The following is a 22331-nucleotide window of genomic DNA, read 5'->3' on the forward strand; positions in this document are numbered from 1 at the left end:
TCACCTGGCGACAAAGGCCGTTGGGCAACAGGAGAACCGAAGTGACGGATGCGGGATTCAGCGCGGACGACGTGGACACCGGCAAGCCCCAGTCGGCCCGCATGTACGACTACTTCCTGGGCGGCAAGGACAACTACCCCGTCGACTGGGAAGCCGCCGAGAAGGTCATCTCCCTGTTCCCCGCCGTCAGGCAGATGGCGCGGGTGAACCGCGACTTCATGCACCGGGCCTCGCGGCTGCTGGCGGAGCGGGGAATCAGCCAGTTCCTGGACATCGGCACCGGAATACCCACCCGCCCGAACCTCCACCAGGTGGTCCAGGCGATCAACCCCCGTGCCCGCGTGGTCTACGCGGACAACGACCCGATCGTCCTCAGGCATGCCGAGGCGCTTCTGCACAGCACGCCCGAGGGCAGCACCACCTACATCCAGGCCGACGTGCGCGAGCCGGGGAAGATCCTCGCGGCGGCGAAGGAGCAGCTGGACTTCGAGCAGCCGATCGCCCTGTCCCTGATGGCCCTCCTGCACCTGGTGGCGGACGAGGACGATCCCCATCGCATCGTGGGTGAACTGCTCGACTCCCTTACATCCGGGAGCTACCTGGCCCTGTCCCACGCGACCGGAGACTTCGATCCGGAGACCTGGGAGCGCGTCGTCGAGGTCTACCGCAAGGGCGGCACACCCGCCCAGGTACGCTCACGCGCCGAATTCACCGGTTTCTTCAGGGGACTTGAGCTTGTCGCCCCCGGCATAGAACTCGCCGCGCGCTGGCACCCCGAGCCCGGAAAACAGCACAGCGAGACCGACGAGATCCCGTTGTACGTCGGGGTCGCCCGCAAACCGTGAGCCCCAAGTCACGGACCGAGCGCGGTGATCGCATCGATCACCGCGCTCGCCGTAGAAGGAGAAAAGGTGGAAGAGGCCCTTACGCCGGGACGGGGTCCGGCTCCTGGGAGGGTGCGGTGGCGTCCGGGCGCGCGGGGTTGAGGAGGCGTTCGGCGAGGGGGGCGAAGATCAGGCCGAGGGCCGTCCAGAGGATGAGCTGCGCGGCGACCGAGTAGAAGCGGAAGGTGAAGAGCACGTCGGCGGGGAAGCCCGGGTAGACGATGGTGCCCTTGTCGTCCTTCAGCGGCAGTGGTGTCTCGGTGGCCTGGTTGCCGAAGTTGGCCTTGTTGTACGAGAGATGGCCCAGCTGCGGCAGGAGCAGCATGACGATCCCGATCGCGACGACGAACGCGGCGCCGGCGAGGAGGGTCGCGTTCCAGTTGCCGAAGCGGGCCTGGAGGTGCTTGCCGAGGTAGACGGCTCCCGCGAGGAAGGCGACGGAGCACACGACCATGATCAGGTACAGGGCGCTGCGCTGCTGGATGGTCTCTTCGTGACCGATCGCGGGCGGGTTGGCCGGGTACTTGAGGAACGGCACCAGGTACATGCCGAGGAATCCGCCGCCGGCGACGAGGAGCGCCAGGTTGCGTGCACGCAGCCCGCCGGTGCGACCGAGGCAGACGGTGTAGGCGACGGCGAACAGGGCACCCATCGCCATGCCGAAGAAGATCATGCCGACGCCGATGCCGACGTTGGCCTGGATGGTGCGGCTGAAGAGTTCGTGTTCGTGGCCCTCGACGGGCAGGCCTGCCGCCTTGTCCAGGGCGCTCTGGGCGGCGTCACGGCCGCTCTCGTAGTCGATGGCCTTGGCGATCTGTGGCTCGGCGAAGATGCGCGCGAACACGAAGGCGAGCAGGCCCGCCACTGCGCCGGCGAGTATGCCGCGCAGTATGAGCTTCTTTTCCATGTCGAGTTGTCCGTACGTCCAGGTGCCGGCGGAGGGTCAGTGGCAGGGGAAGCCGAGGAAGTGCCGGGCGTCGTGGACGAACTCGTGGACGTGCATGTCGTTGCCGAACACCGACACGGCGCCCTGGTCGACACCGACGAAGTAGTAGATGGCCAGGGCGATCAGCGCGGTGCCGACCAGCCAGACGATCGACTTCGAGACCGGCAGGACAACCGGCGTGGACACCGGACGGGTGGTGGAAATGCTGCTGCTCAAGGTGAGCCCTCCTTCGGGATCGTGCGTCCCTTGCGTGTACGGGCGAGTGAAGGTTCAGTGTCTGACTCGCCCTCCACCTACCGGCGGCGGGCTCACAGTGGCGCGACCGTGCTGGAATTCCACCAGCTTCCTTATGCCATCACTACAGGGGGAGAGTACGGCGCGTCTCTCCAGGCCGTCAATCAGGCCCGTTCCGCGTACGGCTCATGACAGAACCGTGTGTGCGCTGGGAGTTGCCTGCCGGCGCCCCTCCCGTCACCGCTTCGACGTGAGCCTCAGGTCGACCTCCTGTTCCTGGTCTCCGGACGCCGTGCCCCGCTCGTCCACGGCGAACGCGACGCTCAGCGCCTCACGCAGCTGGCCGACGGCGACGTAGCCGCCCTGGAGCGTGGCGGAGACCGAGCCCTCCAGGGGCATGGGGTCGGTCGGGATCCATTCCTGCGTCGGCTCGAACTCGGCGGTCCATACGGCGGTGCGGTCGCCCGGCGTCTCCTGGGGCACGTCGTCGGAGGGCCGGTCGGTGGGGAACGCCGTCCGCAGGACGCCGAAGACGGTGGTGGCGTCCTCCTTGGACGCTCCGGTGAGGGACACGGTGGCCATCGGGGGTCACTCTCCTTGTGTTCTTCGAGTACGGCGGCGGTCAGGTCGGTCAGTAGCCGAGGACCTTGGCCAGTTGCTGCTTGTTCATCGACGAACGGCCGTCGACACCGCGTTTCTTGGCCTCCGCGTAGAGCTGGTCCTTCGTCGGTCCCCGCGCCCCACTGTGGGAGCGCTCACCGCCGCGTCGCGGGGCGGACTTCGGGTCTCGGGTGGATGTCCTGCTCGCGGTCGCGGACTCACCGGCGCGGGCGCGCTCCTTGTTCACGGTGCGGGCGGCGATCTCCTTCGCCCTGCCCTCGGAGACACCTCGCTTCTCGGCGCCATCCTTGATGTGCTCGTACTGACGCTCGCGCTTCGCGCTGGAACCTCGCGGCACGGCGCTCACCTTCCTTTCCTCGCGGGTGCGGTCCGGCTCGGCCGTACCCGACCCGTTTTCCGGTGATTTCCCAGGTACCCGGCGTCCGCCGCTTCTCACGCGGTCCCCGGAACGCGTTGATTCCATCTGACGCACGGCCCGCGCGCGGTGCGAGCAGACAGCCACCGAACGGATGAGTGCGCGGGCGCTGCGGAGGCGCAGGGCGGCGGGCCGGGGTCACACGGGTGGCGTACTCGCGTGGCGGGGTGGCGGGTGGCCGCCTAGTAATGGACTGGATCAGCTTGTTCATCGCGCTTCGGGGGGCGATAGCAGCATCACCCTCTTCATGGAGCCGAGCATGACCATCCGCTCTTTCTCGCCCAGCCCGGACCAACCCGACATACCTCACGGCACCGCGGCCCACGCGTTCGCGCCCTCCGACGGAGGGCCGGCCGACGGAACGCCGCCGACGTCACGTCCGACGCAAGAGGGTCCCGCTCAGACCGGCCCCGAGGGCGAGAACGTCGATCCGATGCACCGCCTGGTGCATGCCGCCGTCGCCGACCGGCCGCTCGACGAGGTGCTCCAGCTCATCACCTTGCTGGAGCAGTCACCGAAGTACGCGCAGGCCACCGTCGACGCCCTGCGTGCGGTCGGTGTCGACCGGTCCGTGGAGGACGTCACCCGACTCGTGACCCTGCTGACCCAGCCGCCGCGCAGTCCCGACGCCGCCGACGAGGCGATCCGCGCTGCGGCCGAACGCCGGCCCGTGGAAGAGGTCACCCGGCTGATGGCCCTGCTCCAGCGGGCTCCGGTGGAGCCGCACTGCGGCGAGGAGGCGGTACGGGCCGCGGCCGGCCGGCCCGTCGAGGAACTCGTCCAGCTGATCGGCCGCCTGGCCGAGGAACAGGACGCGTCCGCCCGGGCCCCGGGACCGACGGCGGAGCGGTCTACGGCTCCGCTGTACGAGACACCCGGACGGACCCCGGCGGACACGCACGATCCAGAACCCGCGGGTGACCGTCCGGCCGCTCGTCAGCGCCGCCCACGACGTCCGCGTACCGCCACCCGCCGCACCGCTCCCCCGGTCTGGCCGAGGCTGATCGCGGCGACGGCGCTCATCCTGTGCGGGCTGTCGTACTTCCCGCTGCACCGTGACGGAGCCTCCGGCACCGCCTACGGGTTCGCGCTCGGTGTCTCGATCCTGTGCGTCCTGCTGGCACCGGCGCTGGTCCTGCACGGCGGCCTGTTCGTGCTCGCCATGTCCGTGGTGGTGCCGGCCGCGCTGGCCGCCCTCCAGTTGTTCGACGGGCGGTTCCACTCCTCGCGCCTCTCCCAGGCGCTGCGGATCACCGCCGCGCCGCCCTGGTTCGCGGGTCTGATGGCCGCACTGGCCGCACTGGCGGCGCTCACGGCGCTGCTGGCGCTGCTCGCCTCGCGGCGGTTCGGCCGGCAGCTGGACCTTCCCGGCCATCCCGATCACCGGGCGCTGGCCGACGCGAACCAGGCGCCTCAGTAGGGTCGGCCCCCGCTCAATTCGCGGTGGCGTCGGAGCCGTTCACGGCGTCACCGCTCGCGGACGGCACGCTCGACGCCGAGGCCGCGGGGCTGGAGGCGGCGCTGTGGCTCGGCTTGGCACTGGAGCCGGCGCTGTTCTCCGGCTCCGCGCTCGCGGACGGCGAGGCCGTGCCGCCCGAGTACGACCCCGCGCTGCTGGACGTGAGCGGCGTGGGTGTCGGGCTGTGTGCGGGAGCACTCTTTCCGGCCGAACCGCCGCCCAGCGACGTTCCGCTGCCGGATTCGTTTCTCACCGCGGCCGCGATCGGCTTGCCCATGACGATTTCCGCCGCGGTCACCGTGACCATCGCCAGGGCGAACACCAGGCCGGTCGCCAGGGCGAACTTCTTCCAGCCGATGGACCGCCAGAAGGACCCGGACGTGGATCGATAGGTGGTGACCGATTCGTCGGCGGAGGCTTCGGCGGCATCGTCGGAGGGGTCGTCTGCCGGTGTCGCGGCACCGGCCGAGGTGCCGTCCCGTAGCGCGAACGCCGCCCGGGCGTCCGCGCGTTGTACGGCCCGCTCCTCACTCGGTGTCAGCGCCATCGCGACCGACGGCACCCTTCTGCGGATCCCCTCGCCCGTACGTCGGAAGGCGTGCTGGAAGACCGCCGCGCCGGTGGTGGCGCTGGCGCTGACCACGGCGGCGCCGATGATCGTCCCGGCCACCCCCAACAGGGACGCAATCACCGCGCCCACCACGGTGGCAAGCGCACTCGCCACCACCTGCACAGCGGTCAGATCGAGCACCTTGCGCTTCGGCTCCTGCTTCTTCTCATCCTTTTTGTGACTCTCCATCAATGTCCTTCAATATCCTTTGACAGTTCCGGAGCACGACAGCCATCGAAGAGGCATGTGCAAGGTGTCGACTGCCCTGTTGGCGGTGTTTCACCTCAACTGGAAGCAACAGGGCTGGACTTCACCGGTACCGTCAGTCCGACGACTGCCCCGGGAGCGCATCGGTGAACGGCGTGACCGGGCGTTCCACGATCTCGCCGTCCACGAAGATGTCGACGGCCTCGTTGTAGAAGGCGAGCAGATCCTTCACGGCACCGACCGCGGGCAACGGCTCCGGATAGCTCCAGACGATGTTCGCCAGAACACCGGAAACGCCGGCCTCCCCGCGCCACGACCAGTACGTGGCGGATCCCTTGTAGGGGCAACCGGTGCTGAGGCCGGTCGGCTCGAACAGGTCCAGGCGGACGTCATCGCGCGGGATGTAGTACCGGGTCGGCAGGCCGGTCTCGAAGAGCAGGACGGGGCGGTGGGTGTCGGCGACGACCGTGCCGTCGATCTCGACCCGGACGTGACGGCTGCTGGGGATGGCGTCGACCCGCTTGTGCGGGTCACGGGGGTGGATGAAGATCTCTTCCTCCTCCTCGTACCAGTGGTCCAGGCCCCGCCCGACCCGCCGGAACCACTCGAAGGCGATGTACCCGGCCAGGTCGTCGGCGGGGTAGGTCCAGGCCGCGTTCTCCACCAACTCCCCGCCGATTTCAACGTCGTAGAAGACGCGTGATCCGGTGTGCGTGCCGGTCGGCGGGTTCTTCGCCGGGTGGAGCAGGTCCTCGCGGACCTCGTCATGGGGGAAGGCGTACGTCGGTACGGGTACGGCCGGCTCCCATACGAGGACGGGGTGCCTGCTGTCCACGACGGTGGTGTCGCCCTTGCGGCCGCGAACCCAGCGGGGACTCGGCTCCCAGAGGAGGCCTTCGGGGGTGGTCCTGACGTCTCGTGCGGTGGGGAAGGTGCTCATGAGCGTTCCTCCGTGATCCGTAGGTTGCGGGGCGGGCCGGGAGACCGGTGCGGCCGGCCGTTGCTTGCCAGTTTGCGGTGGTGGAGGGTTCACTGGTCGGGTGCAGACCTTCGCCACCACGCTGACGGGCTTCTGGCCCTCGCGTCGTGTCCACGTCTTCGACCTGTTCTGTTGCCGTGCACCCTGCCCGACTCCCGCACGGCACCGCTGAGAACACACGAGACGAGAACCGAGGTCCACCATGTCCGTGACCGATGAACTGCTGGCCAACAACGCCCGTTACGCCGAGACCTTCGAGGGCCCTCTGCCCCTTCCGCCCGCCAGGCACCTCGCCGTCGTGGCCTGCATGGACGCCCGCCTCAACGTGTACGCGATCCTCGGCCTGAACGAGGGCGAGGCCCATGTCATCCGCAACGCGGGCGGTGTCGTCACGCAGGACGAGATCCGCTCGCTCGCGATCAGCCAACGGCTCCTGGGCACCGAGGAGATCATCCTCATCCACCACACGGACTGCGGCATGCTGACCTTCACGGACGACGGCTTCAAGGCCGCGATCGAGGAGGACACCGGTATCCGTCCGTCCTGGGCCGCGGAGGCCTTCACCGATCTGGACTCCGACGTACGGCAGTCGATCGCCCGCATCAAGGCCGACCCCTCCATCGTGCACAAGGACCGGATCAGGGGCTTCGTCTTCGACGTGGCCACCGGGAAGCTCAACGAGGTCGGCTGAGAACCGTCCGGCCGGGTCGATCGAAAATGATCGAAGGGGAAATAAGGCGCCCCTTTTATCCTCCGAATGGGATCGACCCGCGATGGAATTGGACGACCTCCGACCGCGATGTTTGGTGCGCAAAAATGACTTTGCATGGAGGGCGGGGACAGCTCAACTGCCCCGCCCTGCGCGGTAGTTTCCTTATCGGGTCCACGGAGGACCCGCCCGGGAAAGTGCTCAATCACATCCCCGGGGACGAAACAGACCGACAAGGAAACAATCAAATGGACGAGCCGATTCGTCGAGGGCGTGGCCCTTTCCCTTGCCACATCCGAGCTCGCGGGATTGTGCACCGGGATCGACTCCCCGTCATCGGCGGTTGATCCCGTGATCGCGGACCTCGGTTTCGCGGCCTTCGCCGAACGGAACCGCCCGCGTTACACGCTCTACGCCAGGGATCGGCTGTCCTCGGTCGCACGTTCCACGGCTGTCGTGGAAGCCACGCTGGTGTCCGCCCACGAACGCTGGCAGTGGCTGATGTGCCAGCCCTGCCCCGCGGCCGAGGTCTGGGACGAACTCCGCCGTCAGGTCGAGCGGCGGGGCGAGCGTGCCGCCTCGCAGGACCCGGTCCTGGCCGTGCTGTACCAGCGGCTCCCCAACGCGTGCGCGGACAGCGTGGTGTTGTGCCGCCGGCTGGGGTTCCCCCTCGCCGAGGCGGCCGAGTTGATGGGCGTCGAACCGTCCGCGGTCGAAGCGGCTCTCGCCGCCGCGCGGCGGACCTTCCCCCAACTCATCGGTGCGGAGGCGCCCTTGAGGCATCTCTGACCCCTCCGGTGCCCCCTCTGTCCCCTCCCCGCGTACGCGGTCTCCTTGCGTTCGCTCGGATCCGCCACCTTTCGCCAACCTGCGCCACGGGTCACCCGAACCAGCGGTGGTGTGGCCGCGTGCCGCCCTCCTAGGATGGGCGCACTTTCCGACCTTTTTCGTCGCGGCCTCGAAACCGCACAGGTGGAATCCCCATGAAATCCCGTCATGCAATTTCATGGCTCGACGTGAAGAAAATGCTAGCGGCTCGAAATCGAACAATGCCGTCCCGCGTACGGGTGGACGGTGTCCCGCTCGGTGGTACGGGTGGCGAAGGAGCGCACGGTGGTCTGCTCCTGGTCCGACGTGACACGAAGCTGTCACACACGGACCGGAATCCCCCGCCGGGCCTCCGGGGTTGGCACTGGTACGACCCCGCTTCGAGGCCGGGCCCCGCACGACGAAGGAGCGACCACCATGACCGTTGACCTGACCACGACCGACCTCCAGGCCTTCACCCAGGACTGGCTGGAGTGGTATCGCGGGCAGGAGGAACGCCTCGCCGCTCCGCACGGGTTCCTGGCGATCACCGGGCTGCACTGGCTGGACGCCCGGCCGCAGCGCTTCCCGGACGCGCCGGGTGCCTGGTGGACCGACGCCGACGGGGTCGCCGTAGCCCTCGACGAAGGGGAGGAACTCGTCGTGGACGGAACGCCGGTGCGGGGTGAGCACCGCTTCGGCGTGCTGCCCGAGCGGGGTGGGGTGAACGCGGTCTGGGGTGATGCCGTGATCGAGGTGGCGAAGCGCGGCGGGAACGACATCGTGCGGCCCCGGCACCCGGACGCGCCGCTGCGCACCGACTTCGCCGGTACGCCCGCCTATGCGCCGGATCCCCGCTGGGTGGCCAGGGGGCGCTATACGGCCTTCGAGACGCCGCGTCCTACGACCGTGGGCGCGGCGGTCGAGGGGCTGGAGCACGTGTACGACGCGCCGGGCCGGGTCGAGTTCGAGCTGGACGGGCAGTCGCTCGCCCTGACCGCCTTCCCCGGACGGGGGCCGGGCGGACTGCTGGTGCTCTTCACCGACGCCACCTCCGGGGTGACCACGTACGCCGCGAACCGGGCCCTCGCGCTCGCCCCGCCGGACGCCGACGGCACGGTCGTCCTGGACTTCAACCGCGCGACGAACCTGCCGTGCGCCTACACCGACCTGGCCACCTGCCCGCTGCCGCCGGCGGAGAACCGGCTGCACGTGTCCATCGAGGCCGGGCAGAAGACACCCCGTGAGCGGGGAGGAACGGTCTGATCGTCGCCCCGGACGCGTCCACGGCACCATCGGTGAGCAGCCGGGTTCGTTGAACCCGGCTGCTCACCGGGACGCGGTACCTCCATCCGTTTCCCCCATCGACAACCATGCGCAGCCCTCAGTCGTCCCCATTAGTGGCGCGAAGGTTTTCGCGCGGCCGCAACCCCCACCGACACTGCGCGCGGACGACGCGCGGGAAAGAGGCCGCATGCTCCGTATCCACTTCACCTCGCAGGACCTGCAGAGCATCCGGGTGGCCCGCCGGCCCCACGCTCTCTGGGAACTCGTGTGTGGTGTCTGCCGGTTGGACGCCCGGCAAGGGGCGCTGGAGTTCGGGCCCTGGCGCCGGTCGGTGCGCGAGGGGCTCGCGAAGGACCCGCGGGCCCGGCGGGCCCTGTTGCCCTTGCAGACGCTGATTCCTCCGGTGGGTTACATCCCCGACTTCCTCACGCCGTCGGTCACGGGCGGCGGTCTGGCCGTAGGCCTCGACCAGGTGCGGAGCACCTCCCGCAGCCGGCTGACCCGTGAGCTGTCCCTGCTCGCCGAGACGCGTCGGCTGCCGTCCTGGGTGTCGACCCTCGACAGACCGGGCGCCAAGGCCTTGGGGACGTTGACGCGCGCCCTGGAACTGTCCTGCAAGACGCTGCTCGAACCGTACTGGCCCCGCATCCAGACCGCCGTCGGCAACGATGTCGAGCTGCGGTCCCGCGCGCTCCTCGACGGCGGCACCTCCGGACTGCTCAACGCGCTGCGCCCGCACGCCCGTTGGCACGCTCCGGTCCTTGAGGTGGACTATCCCGTCGACCGCGAGCTGCACCTGGAAGGGCGCGGCCTGCTGCTCATCCCGTCGTACTTCTGCTGGCGCAGGCCCACCGCGCTCGCGGACCCCACGCTCGGGCCGGTGCTCGTCTACCCGGTCGCCAAACAGCCCCTGGAGATCGTGCGGGCGAGCAGGGACGGGCTGGAGCGGCTGCTGGGCCGTACCCGGACTGTGGTCCTGGCGGATCTGGCCAGCCATGGCGCGCGTACGACGTCCGAGGTGGCGACGGCGGCCAACATCGCGCTGCCCAGCGCCAGTTACCAGCTCGGCGTGCTGCGTGACGGAGGCCTGATCGCCAGTCACCGGGAGGGCCAGTTCGTGCGGCACTCGGCGACTCCGCTGGGCCTGCGCTTACTTGACGAACGGTGACCGGGTCAAACCTCGCCGGTGCGACTTTGAAGGGCTTCGAACTCATTGCCGCCCCGTGCCCCTCACCGTCATCGTTGGTGACGGTCGCCGTGGGAGTCACGGCGGCGCCGGGCCTGGGCGACGCGGGCGCGGTGGCCACCGGACACAGGGGGACGGTGGGCACCGCGTCCGCGGCGTCGGTTCCGTCAGCCCGCCCGGCGGCGGTCCGTCGCGGTGCGGTGGGTGAGGGGTTCGCGCAGGTCCAGGTGTTCGCGGAGGGTCGTACCGGTGTAGTCGGTGCGGTAGACGCCGCGTTCCTGGAGTGCGGGGACGAGGTGGTCGACGATGTCGTCGAGGCCGTCGGGGATCAGGTACGGCGTGACGTTGAAGCCGTCGACGGCGCCGTGCCGGACGAAGTGGGCGAACTTGTCGGCCAGGCCCTCCGGGGTGCCGACGTGGCCGCGCTGGGGGCCGAGCGCGATGACGGTCTCGCGCAGCGACCAGCGATTGGCGTCGGCCTTCTCCCGCCATTCGGCGACCACTTGACGGGGATCGGCGATGCGCCGCGCGCCGAAGGACCCGTCGTTCTCGGCGACGACCGGGTCCTCCTTGGGCAGCGGCCCGTCGGCGTCGCGGCCGGAGAGGTCGATGCCCCACAGGAGTCCGGCGATGCCCAACGCGGTTGCGGGGGTGACCTGTTGGAGCCGGATCCAGCGCTTCTTCTCCAGGGCCTCCTCCTCCGTGGCACCGATGATGATCTCGGTGCCCGGGAGGATGCGCAGGTCGTCCTCGGGGCGGCCGACGGCTCGCAGCCGGCGCCGTAGGTCGTCGGCGAAGGCGAGCGCGTCGTCGAAGTCGTTGCCATGCGCGGAGAAGATGACGTCGGCGTTGCGGGCGGCAAAGTCCCGGCCCTCGCCGGAGTCTCCGGCCTGGAAGATGACCGGGTGTCCCTGGGCGCTGCGCGGCAGGGTGGGTGCGAGGTCGACGTCGAACTGCGGTCCCTGGTGGCGGACTTGGCGTACGGCGCCGGGTGCGGCCCACTCCGTGGCGTCCGCCGCGCCGGACACGGCCGCGTCCTCCCAGCTGTCCCAGATCGCGCGGGCGACGGTGAGGAACTCCTCGGCGCGGCGGTAGCGGTCGGCGTGGTCGAGGTAGCCGCCGCGGCGGAAGTTGGCGCCGGTCCAGGCGTTGTCGGTGGTCACCACGTTCCAGCCGGCGCGGCCCTCGGAGAGCAGGTCGAGGCCGGACAGGCGGCGGGCGAGATCAGCGGCTTCGTTGAAGGTGGTGTTGGACGTGCTGACCAGACCGATCCGGTCCGTCACCGCTGCCAGCGCGGCGAGTTGGGTGATGGCATCGGGCCTTCCGGCGACGTCGAGATCGTGGATCTGGCCGTCGACCTCGCGCAGCCGCAGCCCTTCCCCCAGGAAGAACGCGTCGAACAGGCCCCGTTCGGCGGTCTGCGCGACCCGCCGGAAGTTGGCGGGATCGATCTGCGAACCGCTGGCCGGGTCCGACCAGACGGTCCAGTGGTTGACGCCCTGGAAGAAGACACCGAGGTGGAGTTGGGCGTCGGGACGGGGGACGTCGAGGGGATCGGTGCGGGTCATCGTGCGTCCTCCTGGGCGGCCGCGGCGGCGTAGCGGTTGACGGGCCGGTCGAGGCCCAGGTGGGTGCGCAGGGACGCGCCGGGCAACGGGAGTACGGCGTAACGCCGTTCGAAGAGATGGGGCAGGACGAGCTGGGACAGTTCCGGGAGGTCCTCGTCCAACACCAGCGGGTGCAGGCGCACTCCGTCCACCACGCCCCTCAACTCCCCCAGCAGCGCGGCGAGTCCGGCGGCGGAACCGATGTGGCGCAGGCGCCCCCGGTCGCTCCAGGGCGCGTGCAGCTCAAGGTCGGCGACGCGTTCCTCGGCCGTGGCGTGCGCGGTGTCGAGGGCGACCTCGACCTCGGCGAAGGTGCGCGGTGTTCCGGTGGCGGACGCGCTCGCGGTGACGGCGGCGAGATCGTGGCCCTCGACAAAAGCCACGTCGAGCTGATCGCCGGGGACGCTGTCGGGGCTGCCGAGCACGACGAGTTGGCCCTGCGGTGGACGCGGCACGATCGCCGGGCCCTTCACCGTGTAGGTGCCGCCGGTGAAGTCGACGTAGTGCAGCCGGTCGCGGTCGAGGTAGCGGCTGGTGGCGACGGAGCGGATGACCGCGTCGTCCTCCCAGGAGTCCCACAGATCGCGCACGACCTCGACACCGTCACGCGACTCGCGGGCGCGGGCCGCGGCCCCCTCGACGAGCGGGCGGCCCCAGACGGAGGCCGCCTCGGGCCGCGTCTCCTCGCTCACCACCCAGCCGGCGCGCCCGACCGAGATGTGGTCCAGGGACGCCAACTGGCTTGATACGTGGAAGGGTTCGGCGTAGGTGAGCGGCACGACCGGCGCGATGCCGACGACGCTCGTCGACGCGGCGATGAACGCGGCCCGCTCCACCGCGCCGATCCGGCCGACCACGTCGGGGCCGGCGCCGGGCGGAAGCGCGCCGTCGTCCAGGGTGAGCAGGGTGAACCCGGCGTTCTCCGCCGCGGCGGCGACGCGGGCCACCCGGCGTGGGCTCAGCAGTTGGTCGGGCGAGTGGGCGGCGCGGCGCCAGGCCGCGGGATGGGCGCCGTCGCCGTCGATTTCGAGGGCGAGCCGCAGGGCGGGGCCGGACATGGGGTTCCTTCCGAGAACACGTCGAGACGGCCGGCCGGGGGGCCGACATGGGTCAGGGGCGTGCGGAAGGACAGACGGCGGAGGCGGTACGGCAGTAGTCGACATGCCGCCGGATGATCAGCCACGCGCCCGGGACGGCACCGTGGGGTGCGGCGTCGCGTACGCGCATCGGGGCCTCCATCCGTCCGGGACCGATCGCCTCAACTTACGTCGTCGGCCCGGGAAGGTGTCAAGAACATTAGATGTACGCGCATGCAGCGGTGCCGAGACGGAAAAGCGTTGGCCGCGACGGGGACCGGGCTGCTAACTTGCCGTTGGCCGTGACACCGCATGAGGAGGTGAGACCCATGAACGCAGTATCCAGGTGGGTGCTCCCCCTCTTTTCCACGGTTGGGCCAGCGGCATAGGTGTCGCCGGGAGCGCCTCACACCAAGGCGATCCCGAAAGGCAACATCATGGAACTCTCCCAACATTCAGTGCACTTCACCGCTGAGACATCGTCGAACGGTGTCCTCGTCCGCGACTTCACCGTCGGCGAACTCACCGGCGCGCTCTGGTCCCCGGCGGCCTCCGCCTCCGTACGCGCTCCCCTGGTCCTGATGGGCCACGGCGGCGGCAACCACTGCAAGGCACCGGCCATGGCGGGCCGTGCGGAGCGCCTCGTGAACGGCGGCGGTTTCCACGTCGCCACCATCGACGCACCCGGCCACGGCGACCGCCCGCGCACGCCGCACGACGAGCGCGAAATCGCCCTGATGCAAAGGAAGATGGCGGCGGGCGAACCGGTCGGCGAGATCGTCGTCCGCTACAACGCCCACCTCGCCGAGCGTGCCGTACCGGAGTGGCTGGCGACCCTGGACGCCCTCCAGGAACTCCCGGAGATCGGCACCGGAGGACCCGTCGGCTACTACGGCCTCAACATGGGCACCGCGATCGGGGTACCGCTGACAGCGGCCGAACCCCGCATCACCGCCGCGGTGTTGGGCCTCTTCTGGTACGACGACTCGCTCGCCGAGACGGCGCGGCGGATCACCGTTCCGATCGAGTTCGCGTTGCAGTGGGACGACGAACACATCCCCCGCTCGTCCGGTCTCGCGTTGTTCGACGCCTTCGCCTCGAAGGAGAAGTCGTTGCACGTCAACTCGGGCTCGCACAAGGAACTGCCCCGGTTCGAGGCGGACAGCTCGGTCCGGTTCTTCGCCCGGCACCTGACCGTCGGCGGCCCTGCGTCGTAACGCCTCAACGTGGCTGCGGCCCGGCACCTTCTCCGAAATCCATCCCCGTCATGAGTTCGGAGAAGGCACCGGCCGCGGCAGCGGACGTGAAGAGCCGGTCGAGTTGAGCGCGGGCCAAACTGCGGTGAAAAGGACCGGAGTTGGTGGCGTCACCGGCGTCGTGGAGCATCCGGGTCATCCAGTGCGAGAACTCCTGGTCGCTCCACACGCGGCGCAGACACCGCTCCGAGTAGGTGCGCAGGGCGGTGTCGTCGTGGTCGTGGACGGCGTCCCGCACGGCTCGGGCGAAGAGATCGGCGTCGTAGAGAGCGAGGTTCATCCCCTTGCCGCCCATCGGCGAGACGATGTGGGCCGCGTCGCCGACGAGGAAGAGGCGGCCGTACCGCATCGGGTCGTGGACCAGGCTGCGGAGCCGGAAGATCTCGCGGTCGGTGATCGGGCCGGAGACGAGGGCCTGGTCGCCGAGCCGGGTGCGCAGTGCGTCCCAGACGCGGGCGTCGGGCCACGCGTCGGGGCGGTCGTCCGGCGGGCACTGGAGGTAGTAGCGGCTGGCGTACGGGCCGCGCGGGAAGTGCGCGGCGAAGCCCTGCGGGCTGACGGCCAGGAGCGGGTGGGCGGGCGGCGGCGCGTCGGCCATGACCGTCAGCCATCCGATGCCGTGATCGAAGGCGTACGGCGTGAGGGCCCCGTCGGGGACGGCGCCCCGGCTGATGCCGTGATCGCCGTCGCAACCCGCGACGTAGGAGCAGGTGATCGTACGGAGGCCGCCGTCGGCGGTGCGGTAGCGGACGGTGGGGTGGTCGCCGGCCAGGTCGTGCAGGGAGACGTCCGCGGCCTCGAAGCGCAGGTCGCCGCCGTCCTCCAGGTACGCGGCGGTGAGCTTCTGGACCAGCATCTGCTGGGGGCAGAGGCGGGCCGTAGGACCCTCGGAGCCGTCGTAGTCGTTCACCAGATGGGTCTCGCCGTCGACGCGCAGCTCCAGGATGCCGTCGTGCGGGACGCCGCCCAGGACGCGGTCGGCCAGCCCCCAGGAGTCGAACATGCGGACGGCGCGGGTCTCGACGATGCCGGCGCGCTGGCGCTGTGCCACGTACTCGCGGGTCTGTCGTTCCAGGACGACGCAGTCGATGCCGCTGCGCCGCAACAGGTTCGCGACGGTCAGCCCGGCCGGGCCCGCGCCGATCACCACCACGGTCGTGGATTCCGGCGGCTCGCTCAACTCCCGCACACTGTCCGTCACTTGACCACCTCCGGAATCACCCTACCGACGTCGAGGGCCCGGCCGACCGGCCACCGGCTCACTTCACCTCGATCGTCACCTTCCAGGTCTCGACGAGCAGGGGGCAGAGGCTGCCGGGGTCGGGGACGCAGCGGCGTTGCGCGCTGACGGTGGCGACGCCGCGGGAGACCGCGTGGAAGACCGCCGTGGCGTCTCCGGACGGGTAGGTGGCGTCGGCGGCATGTGCGAGCACCGCGGAGTTACCGGACTCCGGAGCGGTCCAGGCGTAGGTGAATCCGCGCTCGCGGGAGTGGGTGAGCCGGATCTCGACGTCGCCGCCGGAACTCGCGGGCACCGTGCGGCCGTTGTCCGCGCCGGTGAGGACGACGCGCCCCGCCTGGCGCACGTGCGGCGCCTGGTTCTGGGCGGCGGCCGGCGTCCCGGCGGATGTCGTGACGGCCACGAGGACCAACCCCGCGGCTCCAAAAGCCGTGGACCACTTCGCTGCTCCCATGATTCCCTCTCCTCGCACCCGCCGGACCGGCGGTCTCCGAAGGCGGCGAGCGTGCCGCCCAGCGGCACAACGTGGCGGAGGAGGACGGGTCACAGACAACCACCCGTTCGTGCGGACCTGTGCCGCGGCAATACGTGTGTTATGAATCTTCACGCGTGACCGATATGACAAGACTACAGACAACCGTTCGACCGGCCCCACGGGTGAGGACCGGTCGGGGTCGCCGATGCCGGGGTCCGCTCCCCGGGCTGCGGTGATCTTCCTTCCCAGGAGGACCTCCCGCATGTTTCGACGTATAGGCACCGGGGTCGTCAGACATCCCGTCTGGACCATCGTGGCCTGGCTGATCGCCGCGGTGGCGATTGTCGCCACCGCGCCAGGCCTGCCCTCCAACAGTGACGAGAGCAGTTTCCTGCCCAAGAGTTACGAGTCCATCAAAGCGGCGGATCTGCAGGTGAAGGCGTTCCCCAGCGCCTTCACTCCGTCCGCGATCGCGCTGTACCAGCGCACCGACGGCGGCAAGCTGACCGCCGCCGACAAGAAGGATGTCGCCCGGATCACGACCGAGCTGGGCAAGAAGCACATCGACCAGGTGCAGAAGGTGGTCCCCGGCCAGCCGTCCAAGGACGGCAGGTACACCATGACCCTGGTCCAGATGGACAGCAAGAAGGCCGGTCAGCCGGTGCAGGCGGACGCCGCGAAGGTGTTGCGCGACGACGTCAAGCAGCTGGCCAAGGGCACGGACCTCGACGTGAAGCTCGGCGGTTCCGCCGCGCAGGCCCTCGACCAGCAGGACTCCTCGAAGCGCGGCGAGGCGCTGATCGGCATCGGGACGTTCCTCATCATCCTGGTGACCCTGCTGATCATCTTCCGGGCGCCGATCCTCGCCTTCCTTCCCCTGGTCCTGATCGGCGTGGTGGCGTCCATCGCCAACGGGCTGATCGCGTACGCCACCAAGCTGTTCGGTCTCCAGGCCAACAGTTCCGTCTCGTCGATCCTGATCGTCGTGCTGTTCGGCGTGGGCACGGACTACTTCCTGTTCCTCATGTTCCGGTACCGAGAACGGCTGCGGGCGGGTGACGAACCGAAGCAGGCCATGGTCAACGCGGTCGCCCGGGTCGGCGAGGCCATCGCCTCGGCCGCCGGCGCGGTCATCATCGCGTTCCTGGCGCTGGTGCTGTCCACGCTGGGCTTCCTCAAGCAGATGGGCCCGGCGCTGGCCATCTCGGTCACCGTCACCCTGATCGCGGGCCTGACCCTGATCCCGGCCGTGGTGTCGCTCATCGGGCCGAAGGTGTTCTGGCCCTCCAAGTCCTGGCAACAGGAGCCGCAGAACGCCCGGTTCGCGGCCCTCGGCCGGGGGGTGCAGCGCCGGCCCGCGCTCACGGCCGCGCTCTCCGGGCTCGTCCTCGTCGCGCTGTCGCTGGGCACGCTCGGCTACAAGGCCACCTTCGACCTGGCCTCGGGTTCCATGCCCAAGACCAAGGAGTCGATGGTCGTCCAGGACGAGATGCAGAAGGCGTACTCGGCGGGCGCCGCCGCCCCCACCGACGTCTATCTCTCCAGCACCGACGGCAAGCCGCTCGACAAGTCCGCCTTCACCGCCTACGCGGAGAAGCTCGGGGCCGTGGACGGTGTGGCGAACGCCCGGATGAGCCAGGTCAACAAGGACGGCACCACGGCGGACTTCACCGTCACGCTGAAGTACGAGGCGTCCACGGAGAAGGCGATCGACGCCGTGGGCCGGGTGCGCGACGTCGCGCACTCCACCGCGCCCGACGGCACCGAGGCGCTGGTCGGCGGCATGTCCTCGATCTACAAGGACATCAACAGCGCGGTCAACCACGACTACCGGACCGTGTTCCCCGTCGCCGCCCTGCTGATCATGCTGATCCTGGGCCTGCTCCTGCGCAGTGTGGTCGCACCGTGGTACCTCATCGCCTCGGTGGGTCTCGGCTTCGGCGCCACTCTCGGTGCGACCGTGTGGATCTTCCAGGACGCGCAGGGACACCCGGGGCTGATGTTCATGCTCCCGGTGATCATGTATCTCTTCGTGGTGGCCATCGGCACGGACTACAACATCCTCATGATCGCCCGGCTCCGCGAGGAGGCCCGCGAGGGCCGCGATCCACGCGAGGCGGCGAGCATGGCGCTACGGCACGCGGGACCGACCGTGGCCGCGGCCGGTTTCATCCTCGCGGCGACCTTCGCGACGATGATGCTGGCCGGCAACGCGCTGCTCACGGAGATGGGGTTCGCCGTCTCCTTCGGCATCGCCGTCGCCGCCTTCGTGATGGCGATGTTCTTCACGCCGAGCCTCACCGCCCTGATCGGCCACGCCGCCTGGTGGCCCGGCAACGCCGACCGTTCCCACGAAACTCCGGGCGGCACGAGCGCCGATGCCGACTCCTCAGGGCCGACCTCCGGCACCGGGGACCAGGACTCGGTCAGCCACGGTCAGGCGGACCGTCGCAACTAGCAACCAGCAATAGTGCGGGGCCTGTTCACCGATCTGTACGACCGGTGGGCAGGCCCCGCACCCACGTATCTGCTCCTGCCGGTCGTCCCGGAGAGCCGGGAACGCATCGAGGGCGCGCGTCGCGGCCCGGTCCCCGGACGCGCCTCAACTCCTGGATGACGCAAGGCGCATCGCGCGCGGCCGGAACCGTGCCGGACCGTACGCCGGACCTGTTTCGGGCCCTGCGGACGGGGCACAAGCGAGCGCAGTCCAGTGCTTCGGCCAGCAGGCACCCTTCTTCCCGTGCGAGGAGTGTCATCGTGCCCCTTCCCTCCAGCCGCGACCGCGTGTCGACGAGCCCGGGTTCCGCCGAGAACGTGGAGGCCTGACGTGATCGTGCCGAACCCGGCGGTACTGCAACAGGCGGTCGACCGCTACCTGACGCTCGCGGCCGACGGGGACATGGCCGTCGCCGTGCCCCTGCAGAACGCCGCCTACACCCTGTGCGTGCTGACCGGCACCCGCACGGCGGAGGAGGCCATGGCAGCCGTACGCCTGCTGCACTCCCCCAACCCCTCCCACCGGCGGCAGACGTTCACCGACTCCCCGGGCGAAACCGCGCCCGGCGAACGGGAGTTTGTGTCGTGACGGAGCGCTCGGGCGACGTTCCACCGAGGGTCGGCACGACCGGGCTCGTGGTGCTCGCGGACGACGAAGGGGCCATCGTCGCCGCGGAGTTGGTGTACCGGCCGGACGACTGCCTGGCGGTGCGCCTGGTGTTGCTCGGACCCGACGGTATGGAGGTCACCTGGACCTTCGCCTGGGAACTGCTCGCGCTGGGCCTGATGTTCCCGGCGGGCGACGGGGACATCACCGTACGACCCGCGCCGGGGCCGATCGCGGGCGTCGAGGTGGCCCTCGTGTCACCGTCCGTCGCACGCGTGTGGCTGCCCGCGGAGAAGGCCGCGGACTTCGTACGGAAGGTGCGGAGAAGAGTCGGTGGCGACGTCAGCGGCATCGCCCCGGCACTCGACCTGGAACTGGCCGCGATCACGAGCGGGGCGTAGCGGAGGCGGCTCGCGTCGGCGCGTCCTACGCGCTCGGGTCCCAGGCCAGGAGCAGGTCGAAGAGGCGTGGATCGCCGTCCACCTTCAGGGAGTTCACCGGGATGCGGTCGTACAGGACCAGGACCAGCTCACCGGCGGTGCCCTGGAGGGTGGCGCCGACCGCGTCTTTGCCGGTGCCGGTACCGGTGCCGGTGGCGGGCGCGAGGAGTTCGGTGACTCGTGCGCCGTCGGCGGCAAGCGAGAGGCGCCAGGAACGGCCCTCGGTGGCGTGGTACTCGACGGCGGCGGGCTCGTGCGGCCAGGGGTCCGTCCCGGCGCAGCAGGTGGACAGGAACTCGTCGACACCGTCGAGTGCCGCCTCGCCCGGCAGCGGCTGCGGGTCTCCTACGGTGATCTGGGCGTCGTAGGCGTGCACCATGGCCTCCTGGACCTGGTGCCGGGCCACGGCGCCGGAGGTCTGCGGAGACTGCGATCCGGCCCACCATGTCCAGCAGCCACGATCCGGGCCGAACTCCCTTAGTGCGCGCAGGAGTTGATCCGTGGACTCCGCCGACCAGGTCAGAAGGTCCGCACGCTCCCGCGGCGCCTCCGAGAGGGTCACGTCGGGTCGGGCGTCGGCGGGTCCCGCGGTGACGATTCCGGCCCAGCTGCGCTGCACCCCGCCGAGGTGCTGCACGAGGTCGCGCACCGTCCACTCCGGGCAGGTCGGCACCGGCGCGTCGAGGCTCGGCGCGGAGGCGACCGCGGCCCGGAACGCGACCGACCGTTCGTCGATCAGCCGCAGCAGGACGGGGAACTCCAGGATCTCTGTCACGCGGCCTGTCTATCACCACGCTTGAACACCCAGCCAGCGGATTTCACGACCGCCCCGACGCGCAACGCTCCCCAACGGTCAGCCGTCGAGGGCCTGTTGGACCGTCGGACGGCACTCGATGAATCCGTCGATGCCGACGAGTTGGATGATGCGCAACACGGGCGGGGCGGCCCCGGCCAGCCGCAGCCAGCCGCCCGCTTCGGCGAGGGCGGTGTGCACGGCGATGAGGATGTTGATGCCGCTGGAGTCCATGAACGTGACGTGGCGCAGGTCGATGACAACGCGCGGTGCGGCGCCCTCCGGCAGGGTCAGCGCCTCCCTCAGTGTGCCGCCCGTCTGCTGGTCGATCTCTCCGGCAACAGCCACGACCAAGGTGCCGTCGACGACGTCGGTCCTGACCGACAACGGCCCCGGCTGCCCCGCGTGTTCGGTGTCCACCATCTGTCCTCATACACAAGTCGGCGAGCGCTACGGATCAGGATTTCCCCCGAAGTGCTGCCCCGCATCGTACGGTTGATGCTTGTGTCCGGTGGAGCTGTCCGATGGACCGACGGAGATTGACGGAGTGCGCGTTGCTTCACGGGGTATGCGCCGGGCACGCGGAAGGCGGTGAAACGATCCGGATGGAACCAGATTCATCGGAGGACGACGACACAGCGCCGCAGGCCCGGGCCCTGCGGTCCACCGTGGCGTTGGACGGGGACGGCTCGTGCATCGCCGAGGCCCGCCGGCTGGCCGCGATGTTCCTCGCGCGGGCCCAGGCCGAATACGGACTGCCGGTGTCGGACCGTGCCATGGACCTCACGCAGTTGGTCGTCAGCGAGTTGGTCACCAACGCCCGTAAGTACGCGCCCGGCCCGGTGCTGATGGATCTGCGGATCGTCGATGCCCTGGTCGAGGTGGAGGTGTGGGACTCCGACCCGGTGCTCCCGGTCGCCCGTGCGGCCGACGCCCAACGGGTGGGGCAGCACGGGCTGGAGATCGTACGGGCGGTGGCGCGAGGCTTCGAGGCGCAGCGCGAACCCGTCGGCAAACGCATCACCGCCCGCATCCCCTTGACGGACGCCCCGGACGGCGTAGCAGGTGGGACACAGGCGCCGTAAGTGCCGTATCGCACGGCCGAGTTGAGGCGGCTACGACGTCGGCGGGACTCGATAGACGGAGACATGGGAACGCGACTCGGCGGTGAACTCGGCCCCGGACCAGTCCCCGTGCCTGCTCTCCAGCTCGAACCCGGCCAGCTGGGCCATGAGGTCGAGTTCGGCCGGCCAGATGTACCGGTGTGGGCTGCGCTCCAGCTGCGCCTGCTCCGTCTCGTCGAACCGGAAGTGGTGCGATACGACGTGCTGACGCAGGGTGTCGTACGTGTCCAGGCCGATGTAGTCGGAGTCGGTCCGCCAGACAGTGGCCGTCTGCCCCGGTGGAAGTTTGCGCAACTCCGGCACCCAGAGCTCGATCACGAACCGTCCGCCAGGCGTGAGGTGCCGGGCGGCGTTACGGAAACACTCGACCTGCTCGGCCTGGGTGAGCAGGTTCGAGATCGTGTTGTAGACGAGATAGACCAGGCTGTACGTCCCGGGCGCGACGGTGGTCGCCATGTCCCCGATGATCACGGGGATCGTCGCTTCGTCGGCCTTGGTGCGCAGTTGCTCCACCATCGGCTCCGACAACTCGATCCCGGCGACAGGGACTCCGCGCTCGGCGAGCGGCACGGCGACCCGCCCGGTCCCGATGGCGAACTCCAACGCGGCCCCGTCCCGCGCGAGTTGCGCGAGGCGGTCCACGGTCGGCCGCAGCGTGTCGGGGGCGAACATGCCGGTGCCGGGCGTGTCATACCGCTGGGCAACGTCAGCACCCCAAAGCGTCTCCTGTCGCATTCCGTCAACGTTCACTGACTGCCGGTGAGTTGTCCAACGAATTTCCCCGCCTCGCCGGCCAACACCAGTGCCTGGTCACAACTGCGCGTCGGCGGACGGGTATTGCTCGGTCAGTCCGTTTCGCGGGGCATCGACGAC

At 69.8% G+C, this 22331-nt stretch carries 24 protein-coding genes and 1 riboswitch; of the genes, 11 read left to right on the forward strand and 13 right to left on the reverse strand.

Annotation, left to right across the window (positions count from 1 at the left end; all coding sequences use genetic code 11):
- The first annotated feature begins 41 nt into the window (after positions 1–41).
- Entirely contained in the window at positions 42–845 is an 804-nt protein-coding gene (locus OG407_RS02265) for an SAM-dependent methyltransferase (protein WP_405854455.1), read from the forward strand.
- 79 nt (positions 846–924) lie between these two features.
- Here the strand turns inward: OG407_RS02265 and OG407_RS02270 are convergent, their stop codons facing one another.
- The 4 genes from OG407_RS02270 to OG407_RS02285 all read right to left on the reverse strand — a co-directional run bounded on the left by OG407_RS02270 (position 925) and on the right by OG407_RS02285 (position 3022).
- Positions 925–1791, reverse strand: a complete 867-nt coding sequence (locus tag OG407_RS02270; RefSeq protein WP_405854457.1) for a CbtA family protein — start codon at positions 1789–1791, stop codon at positions 925–927.
- Between the two features lie 36 nt (positions 1792–1827).
- A complete protein-coding gene (locus OG407_RS02275) occupies positions 1828–2046 on the reverse strand; it encodes a CbtB domain-containing protein (protein WP_405854459.1) in 219 nt (72 codons plus the stop codon).
- 57 nt (positions 2047–2103) lie between these two features.
- Positions 2104–2177, reverse strand: a riboswitch (cobalamin riboswitch).
- A gap of 124 nt (positions 2178–2301) precedes the next feature.
- Complete coding sequence (locus tag OG407_RS02280) at positions 2302–2646, reverse strand: hypothetical protein (protein WP_405854461.1); 345 nt, start codon at positions 2644–2646, stop codon at positions 2302–2304.
- A gap of 49 nt (positions 2647–2695) precedes the next feature.
- Positions 2696–3022, reverse strand: coding sequence for a plasmid stabilization protein (locus tag OG407_RS02285; protein WP_405868249.1), 327 nt, complete (start codon positions 3020–3022; stop codon positions 2696–2698).
- 337 nt (positions 3023–3359) lie between these two features.
- On the opposite strand from OG407_RS02285, the gene OG407_RS02290 reads away from it, so the two are divergent.
- Positions 3360–4520, forward strand: a complete 1161-nt coding sequence (locus OG407_RS02290) for a hypothetical protein (RefSeq protein WP_405854463.1) — start codon at positions 3360–3362, stop codon at positions 4518–4520.
- 13 nt (positions 4521–4533) lie between these two features.
- Here the strand turns inward: OG407_RS02290 and OG407_RS02295 are convergent, their stop codons facing one another.
- Together OG407_RS02295 and OG407_RS02300 are read right to left on the reverse strand one after the other, a co-directional pair.
- Positions 4534–5358, reverse strand: a complete 825-nt coding sequence (locus OG407_RS02295) for a hypothetical protein (RefSeq protein WP_405854465.1) — start codon at positions 5356–5358, stop codon at positions 4534–4536.
- 133 nt (positions 5359–5491) lie between these two features.
- Positions 5492–6316 (reverse strand): DUF427 domain-containing protein, encoded by an 825-nt coding sequence (locus OG407_RS02300; RefSeq protein ID WP_405854467.1) that lies wholly within the window; start codon positions 6314–6316, stop codon positions 5492–5494.
- 241 nt (positions 6317–6557) lie between these two features.
- Here OG407_RS02300 and OG407_RS02305 point away from each other — a divergent pair, with 241 nt between their 5' ends.
- The 4 genes from OG407_RS02305 (at position 6558) to OG407_RS02320 (ending at position 10326) form a co-directional block, all read left to right on the forward strand.
- On the forward strand, positions 6558–7046 hold the full coding sequence (locus OG407_RS02305) for a beta-class carbonic anhydrase (RefSeq protein WP_405854468.1): 489 nt from the start codon (positions 6558–6560) through the stop codon (positions 7044–7046).
- 369 nt (positions 7047–7415) lie between these two features.
- A complete protein-coding gene (locus tag OG407_RS02310; protein WP_405854470.1) occupies positions 7416–7853 on the forward strand; it encodes a sigma factor-like helix-turn-helix DNA-binding protein in 438 nt (145 codons plus the stop codon).
- 456 nt (positions 7854–8309) lie between these two features.
- Complete coding sequence (locus OG407_RS02315; protein WP_405854472.1) at positions 8310–9137, forward strand: DUF1684 domain-containing protein; 828 nt, start codon at positions 8310–8312, stop codon at positions 9135–9137.
- A 208-nt stretch (positions 9138–9345) separates the two neighbouring features.
- Complete coding sequence (locus OG407_RS02320) at positions 9346–10326, forward strand: ArsR/SmtB family transcription factor (protein WP_405854474.1); 981 nt, start codon at positions 9346–9348, stop codon at positions 10324–10326.
- Positions 10327–10511: 185 nt separating this feature from the next.
- Here the strand turns inward: OG407_RS02320 and OG407_RS02325 are convergent, their stop codons facing one another.
- Together OG407_RS02325 and OG407_RS02330 are read right to left on the reverse strand one after the other, a co-directional pair.
- A complete protein-coding gene (locus tag OG407_RS02325) occupies positions 10512–11912 on the reverse strand; it encodes an NtaA/DmoA family FMN-dependent monooxygenase (protein WP_405854476.1) in 1401 nt (466 codons plus the stop codon).
- Positions 11909–13009, reverse strand: coding sequence for an LLM class flavin-dependent oxidoreductase (locus OG407_RS02330; protein ID WP_405854478.1), 1101 nt, complete (start codon positions 13007–13009; stop codon positions 11909–11911). Before OG407_RS02330 ends, OG407_RS02325 begins: the two co-directional genes overlap by 4 nt.
- Positions 13010–13464: 455 nt before the next feature.
- Here OG407_RS02330 and OG407_RS02335 point away from each other — a divergent pair, with 455 nt between their 5' ends.
- Positions 13465–14244: an alpha/beta hydrolase gene (locus OG407_RS02335; RefSeq protein ID WP_405854480.1), complete on the forward strand. Its 780-nt coding sequence runs from the start codon at positions 13465–13467 to the stop codon at positions 14242–14244.
- A 4-nt stretch (positions 14245–14248) separates the two neighbouring features.
- Here OG407_RS02335 and OG407_RS02340 read toward each other — a convergent pair whose 3' ends face one another.
- Positions 14249–15484, reverse strand: coding sequence for a 4-hydroxybenzoate 3-monooxygenase (locus OG407_RS02340; protein ID WP_405854482.1), 1236 nt, complete (start codon positions 15482–15484; stop codon positions 14249–14251).
- Between the two features lie 58 nt (positions 15485–15542).
- Positions 15543–15977, reverse strand: a complete 435-nt coding sequence (locus OG407_RS02345) for a hypothetical protein (protein ID WP_405854483.1) — start codon at positions 15975–15977, stop codon at positions 15543–15545.
- 283 nt (positions 15978–16260) lie between these two features.
- Between OG407_RS02345 and OG407_RS02350 the strand changes: the two genes are divergently transcribed.
- The 3 genes from OG407_RS02350 to OG407_RS02360 all read left to right on the forward strand — a co-directional run bounded on the left by OG407_RS02350 (position 16261) and on the right by OG407_RS02360 (position 19502).
- Positions 16261–18456: an MMPL family transporter gene (locus OG407_RS02350; RefSeq protein WP_405854485.1), complete on the forward strand. Its 2196-nt coding sequence runs from the start codon at positions 16261–16263 to the stop codon at positions 18454–18456.
- Positions 18457–18825: 369 nt separating this feature from the next.
- On the forward strand, positions 18826–19083 hold the full coding sequence (locus OG407_RS02355) for a DUF5133 domain-containing protein (RefSeq protein WP_405854487.1): 258 nt from the start codon (positions 18826–18828) through the stop codon (positions 19081–19083).
- Positions 19080–19502, forward strand: a complete 423-nt coding sequence (locus OG407_RS02360; protein WP_405854489.1) for an SsgA family sporulation/cell division regulator — start codon at positions 19080–19082, stop codon at positions 19500–19502. The genes OG407_RS02355 and OG407_RS02360 overlap by 4 nt, the downstream gene beginning before the upstream one ends.
- Before the next feature lie 25 nt (positions 19503–19527).
- Here the strand turns inward: OG407_RS02360 and OG407_RS02365 are convergent, their stop codons facing one another.
- Together OG407_RS02365 and OG407_RS02370 are read right to left on the reverse strand one after the other, a co-directional pair.
- Complete coding sequence (locus OG407_RS02365; protein WP_405854491.1) at positions 19528–20316, reverse strand: maleylpyruvate isomerase family mycothiol-dependent enzyme; 789 nt, start codon at positions 20314–20316, stop codon at positions 19528–19530.
- 78 nt (positions 20317–20394) lie between these two features.
- A complete protein-coding gene (locus OG407_RS02370; protein ID WP_405854493.1) occupies positions 20395–20757 on the reverse strand; it encodes an STAS domain-containing protein in 363 nt (120 codons plus the stop codon).
- A gap of 182 nt (positions 20758–20939) precedes the next feature.
- Here OG407_RS02370 and OG407_RS02375 point away from each other — a divergent pair, with 182 nt between their 5' ends.
- Positions 20940–21419, forward strand: coding sequence for an ATP-binding protein (locus OG407_RS02375; protein WP_405854495.1), 480 nt, complete (start codon positions 20940–20942; stop codon positions 21417–21419).
- 30 nt (positions 21420–21449) lie between these two features.
- Here the strand turns inward: OG407_RS02375 and OG407_RS02380 are convergent, their stop codons facing one another.
- A complete protein-coding gene (locus tag OG407_RS02380; protein WP_405854497.1) occupies positions 21450–22193 on the reverse strand; it encodes a class I SAM-dependent methyltransferase in 744 nt (247 codons plus the stop codon).
- Between the last annotated feature and the right edge of the window lie 138 nt (positions 22194–22331).

This window comes from Streptomyces sp. NBC_01515 (assembly GCF_045040345.1).
In the GTDB taxonomy this organism is placed as follows: Bacteria; Actinomycetota; Actinomycetes; order Streptomycetales; family Streptomycetaceae; genus Streptomyces.

Excerpts from the sequence above, each read along its gene's own strand:
- OG407_RS02295 (WP_405854465.1), bottom strand. The coding sequence starts at position 5,358 with ATGGAGAGTCACAAAAAGGATGAGAAGAAGCAGGAGCCGAAGCGCAAG.
- OG407_RS02350 (WP_405854485.1), top strand. The coding sequence starts at position 16,261 with ATGTTTCGACGTATAGGCACCGGGGTCGTCAGACATCCCGTCTGGACC.
- OG407_RS02375 (WP_405854495.1), top strand. The coding sequence starts at position 20,940 with ATGGAACCAGATTCATCGGAGGACGACGACACAGCGCCGCAGGCCCGG.
- OG407_RS02320 (WP_405854474.1), top strand. The coding sequence starts at position 9,346 with ATGCTCCGTATCCACTTCACCTCGCAGGACCTGCAGAGCATCCGGGTG.
- OG407_RS02315 (WP_405854472.1), top strand. The coding sequence starts at position 8,310 with ATGACCGTTGACCTGACCACGACCGACCTCCAGGCCTTCACCCAGGAC.
- OG407_RS02330 (WP_405854478.1), bottom strand. The coding sequence starts at position 13,009 with ATGTCCGGCCCCGCCCTGCGGCTCGCCCTCGAAATCGACGGCGACGGC.
- OG407_RS02380 (WP_405854497.1), bottom strand. The coding sequence starts at position 22,193 with ATGCGACAGGAGACGCTTTGGGGTGCTGACGTTGCCCAGCGGTATGAC.
- OG407_RS02325 (WP_405854476.1), bottom strand. The coding sequence starts at position 11,912 with ATGACCCGCACCGATCCCCTCGACGTCCCCCGTCCCGACGCCCAACTC.
- OG407_RS02370 (WP_405854493.1), bottom strand. The coding sequence starts at position 20,757 with ATGGTGGACACCGAACACGCGGGGCAGCCGGGGCCGTTGTCGGTCAGG.
- OG407_RS02305 (WP_405854468.1), top strand. The coding sequence starts at position 6,558 with ATGTCCGTGACCGATGAACTGCTGGCCAACAACGCCCGTTACGCCGAG.
- OG407_RS02300 (WP_405854467.1), bottom strand. The coding sequence starts at position 6,316 with ATGAGCACCTTCCCCACCGCACGAGACGTCAGGACCACCCCCGAAGGC.
- OG407_RS02335 (WP_405854480.1), top strand. The coding sequence starts at position 13,465 with ATGGAACTCTCCCAACATTCAGTGCACTTCACCGCTGAGACATCGTCG.
- OG407_RS02290 (WP_405854463.1), top strand. The coding sequence starts at position 3,360 with ATGACCATCCGCTCTTTCTCGCCCAGCCCGGACCAACCCGACATACCT.
- OG407_RS02280 (WP_405854461.1), bottom strand. The coding sequence starts at position 2,646 with ATGGCCACCGTGTCCCTCACCGGAGCGTCCAAGGAGGACGCCACCACC.
- OG407_RS02345 (WP_405854483.1), bottom strand. The coding sequence starts at position 15,977 with ATGGGAGCAGCGAAGTGGTCCACGGCTTTTGGAGCCGCGGGGTTGGTC.
- OG407_RS02270 (WP_405854457.1), bottom strand. The coding sequence starts at position 1,791 with ATGGAAAAGAAGCTCATACTGCGCGGCATACTCGCCGGCGCAGTGGCG.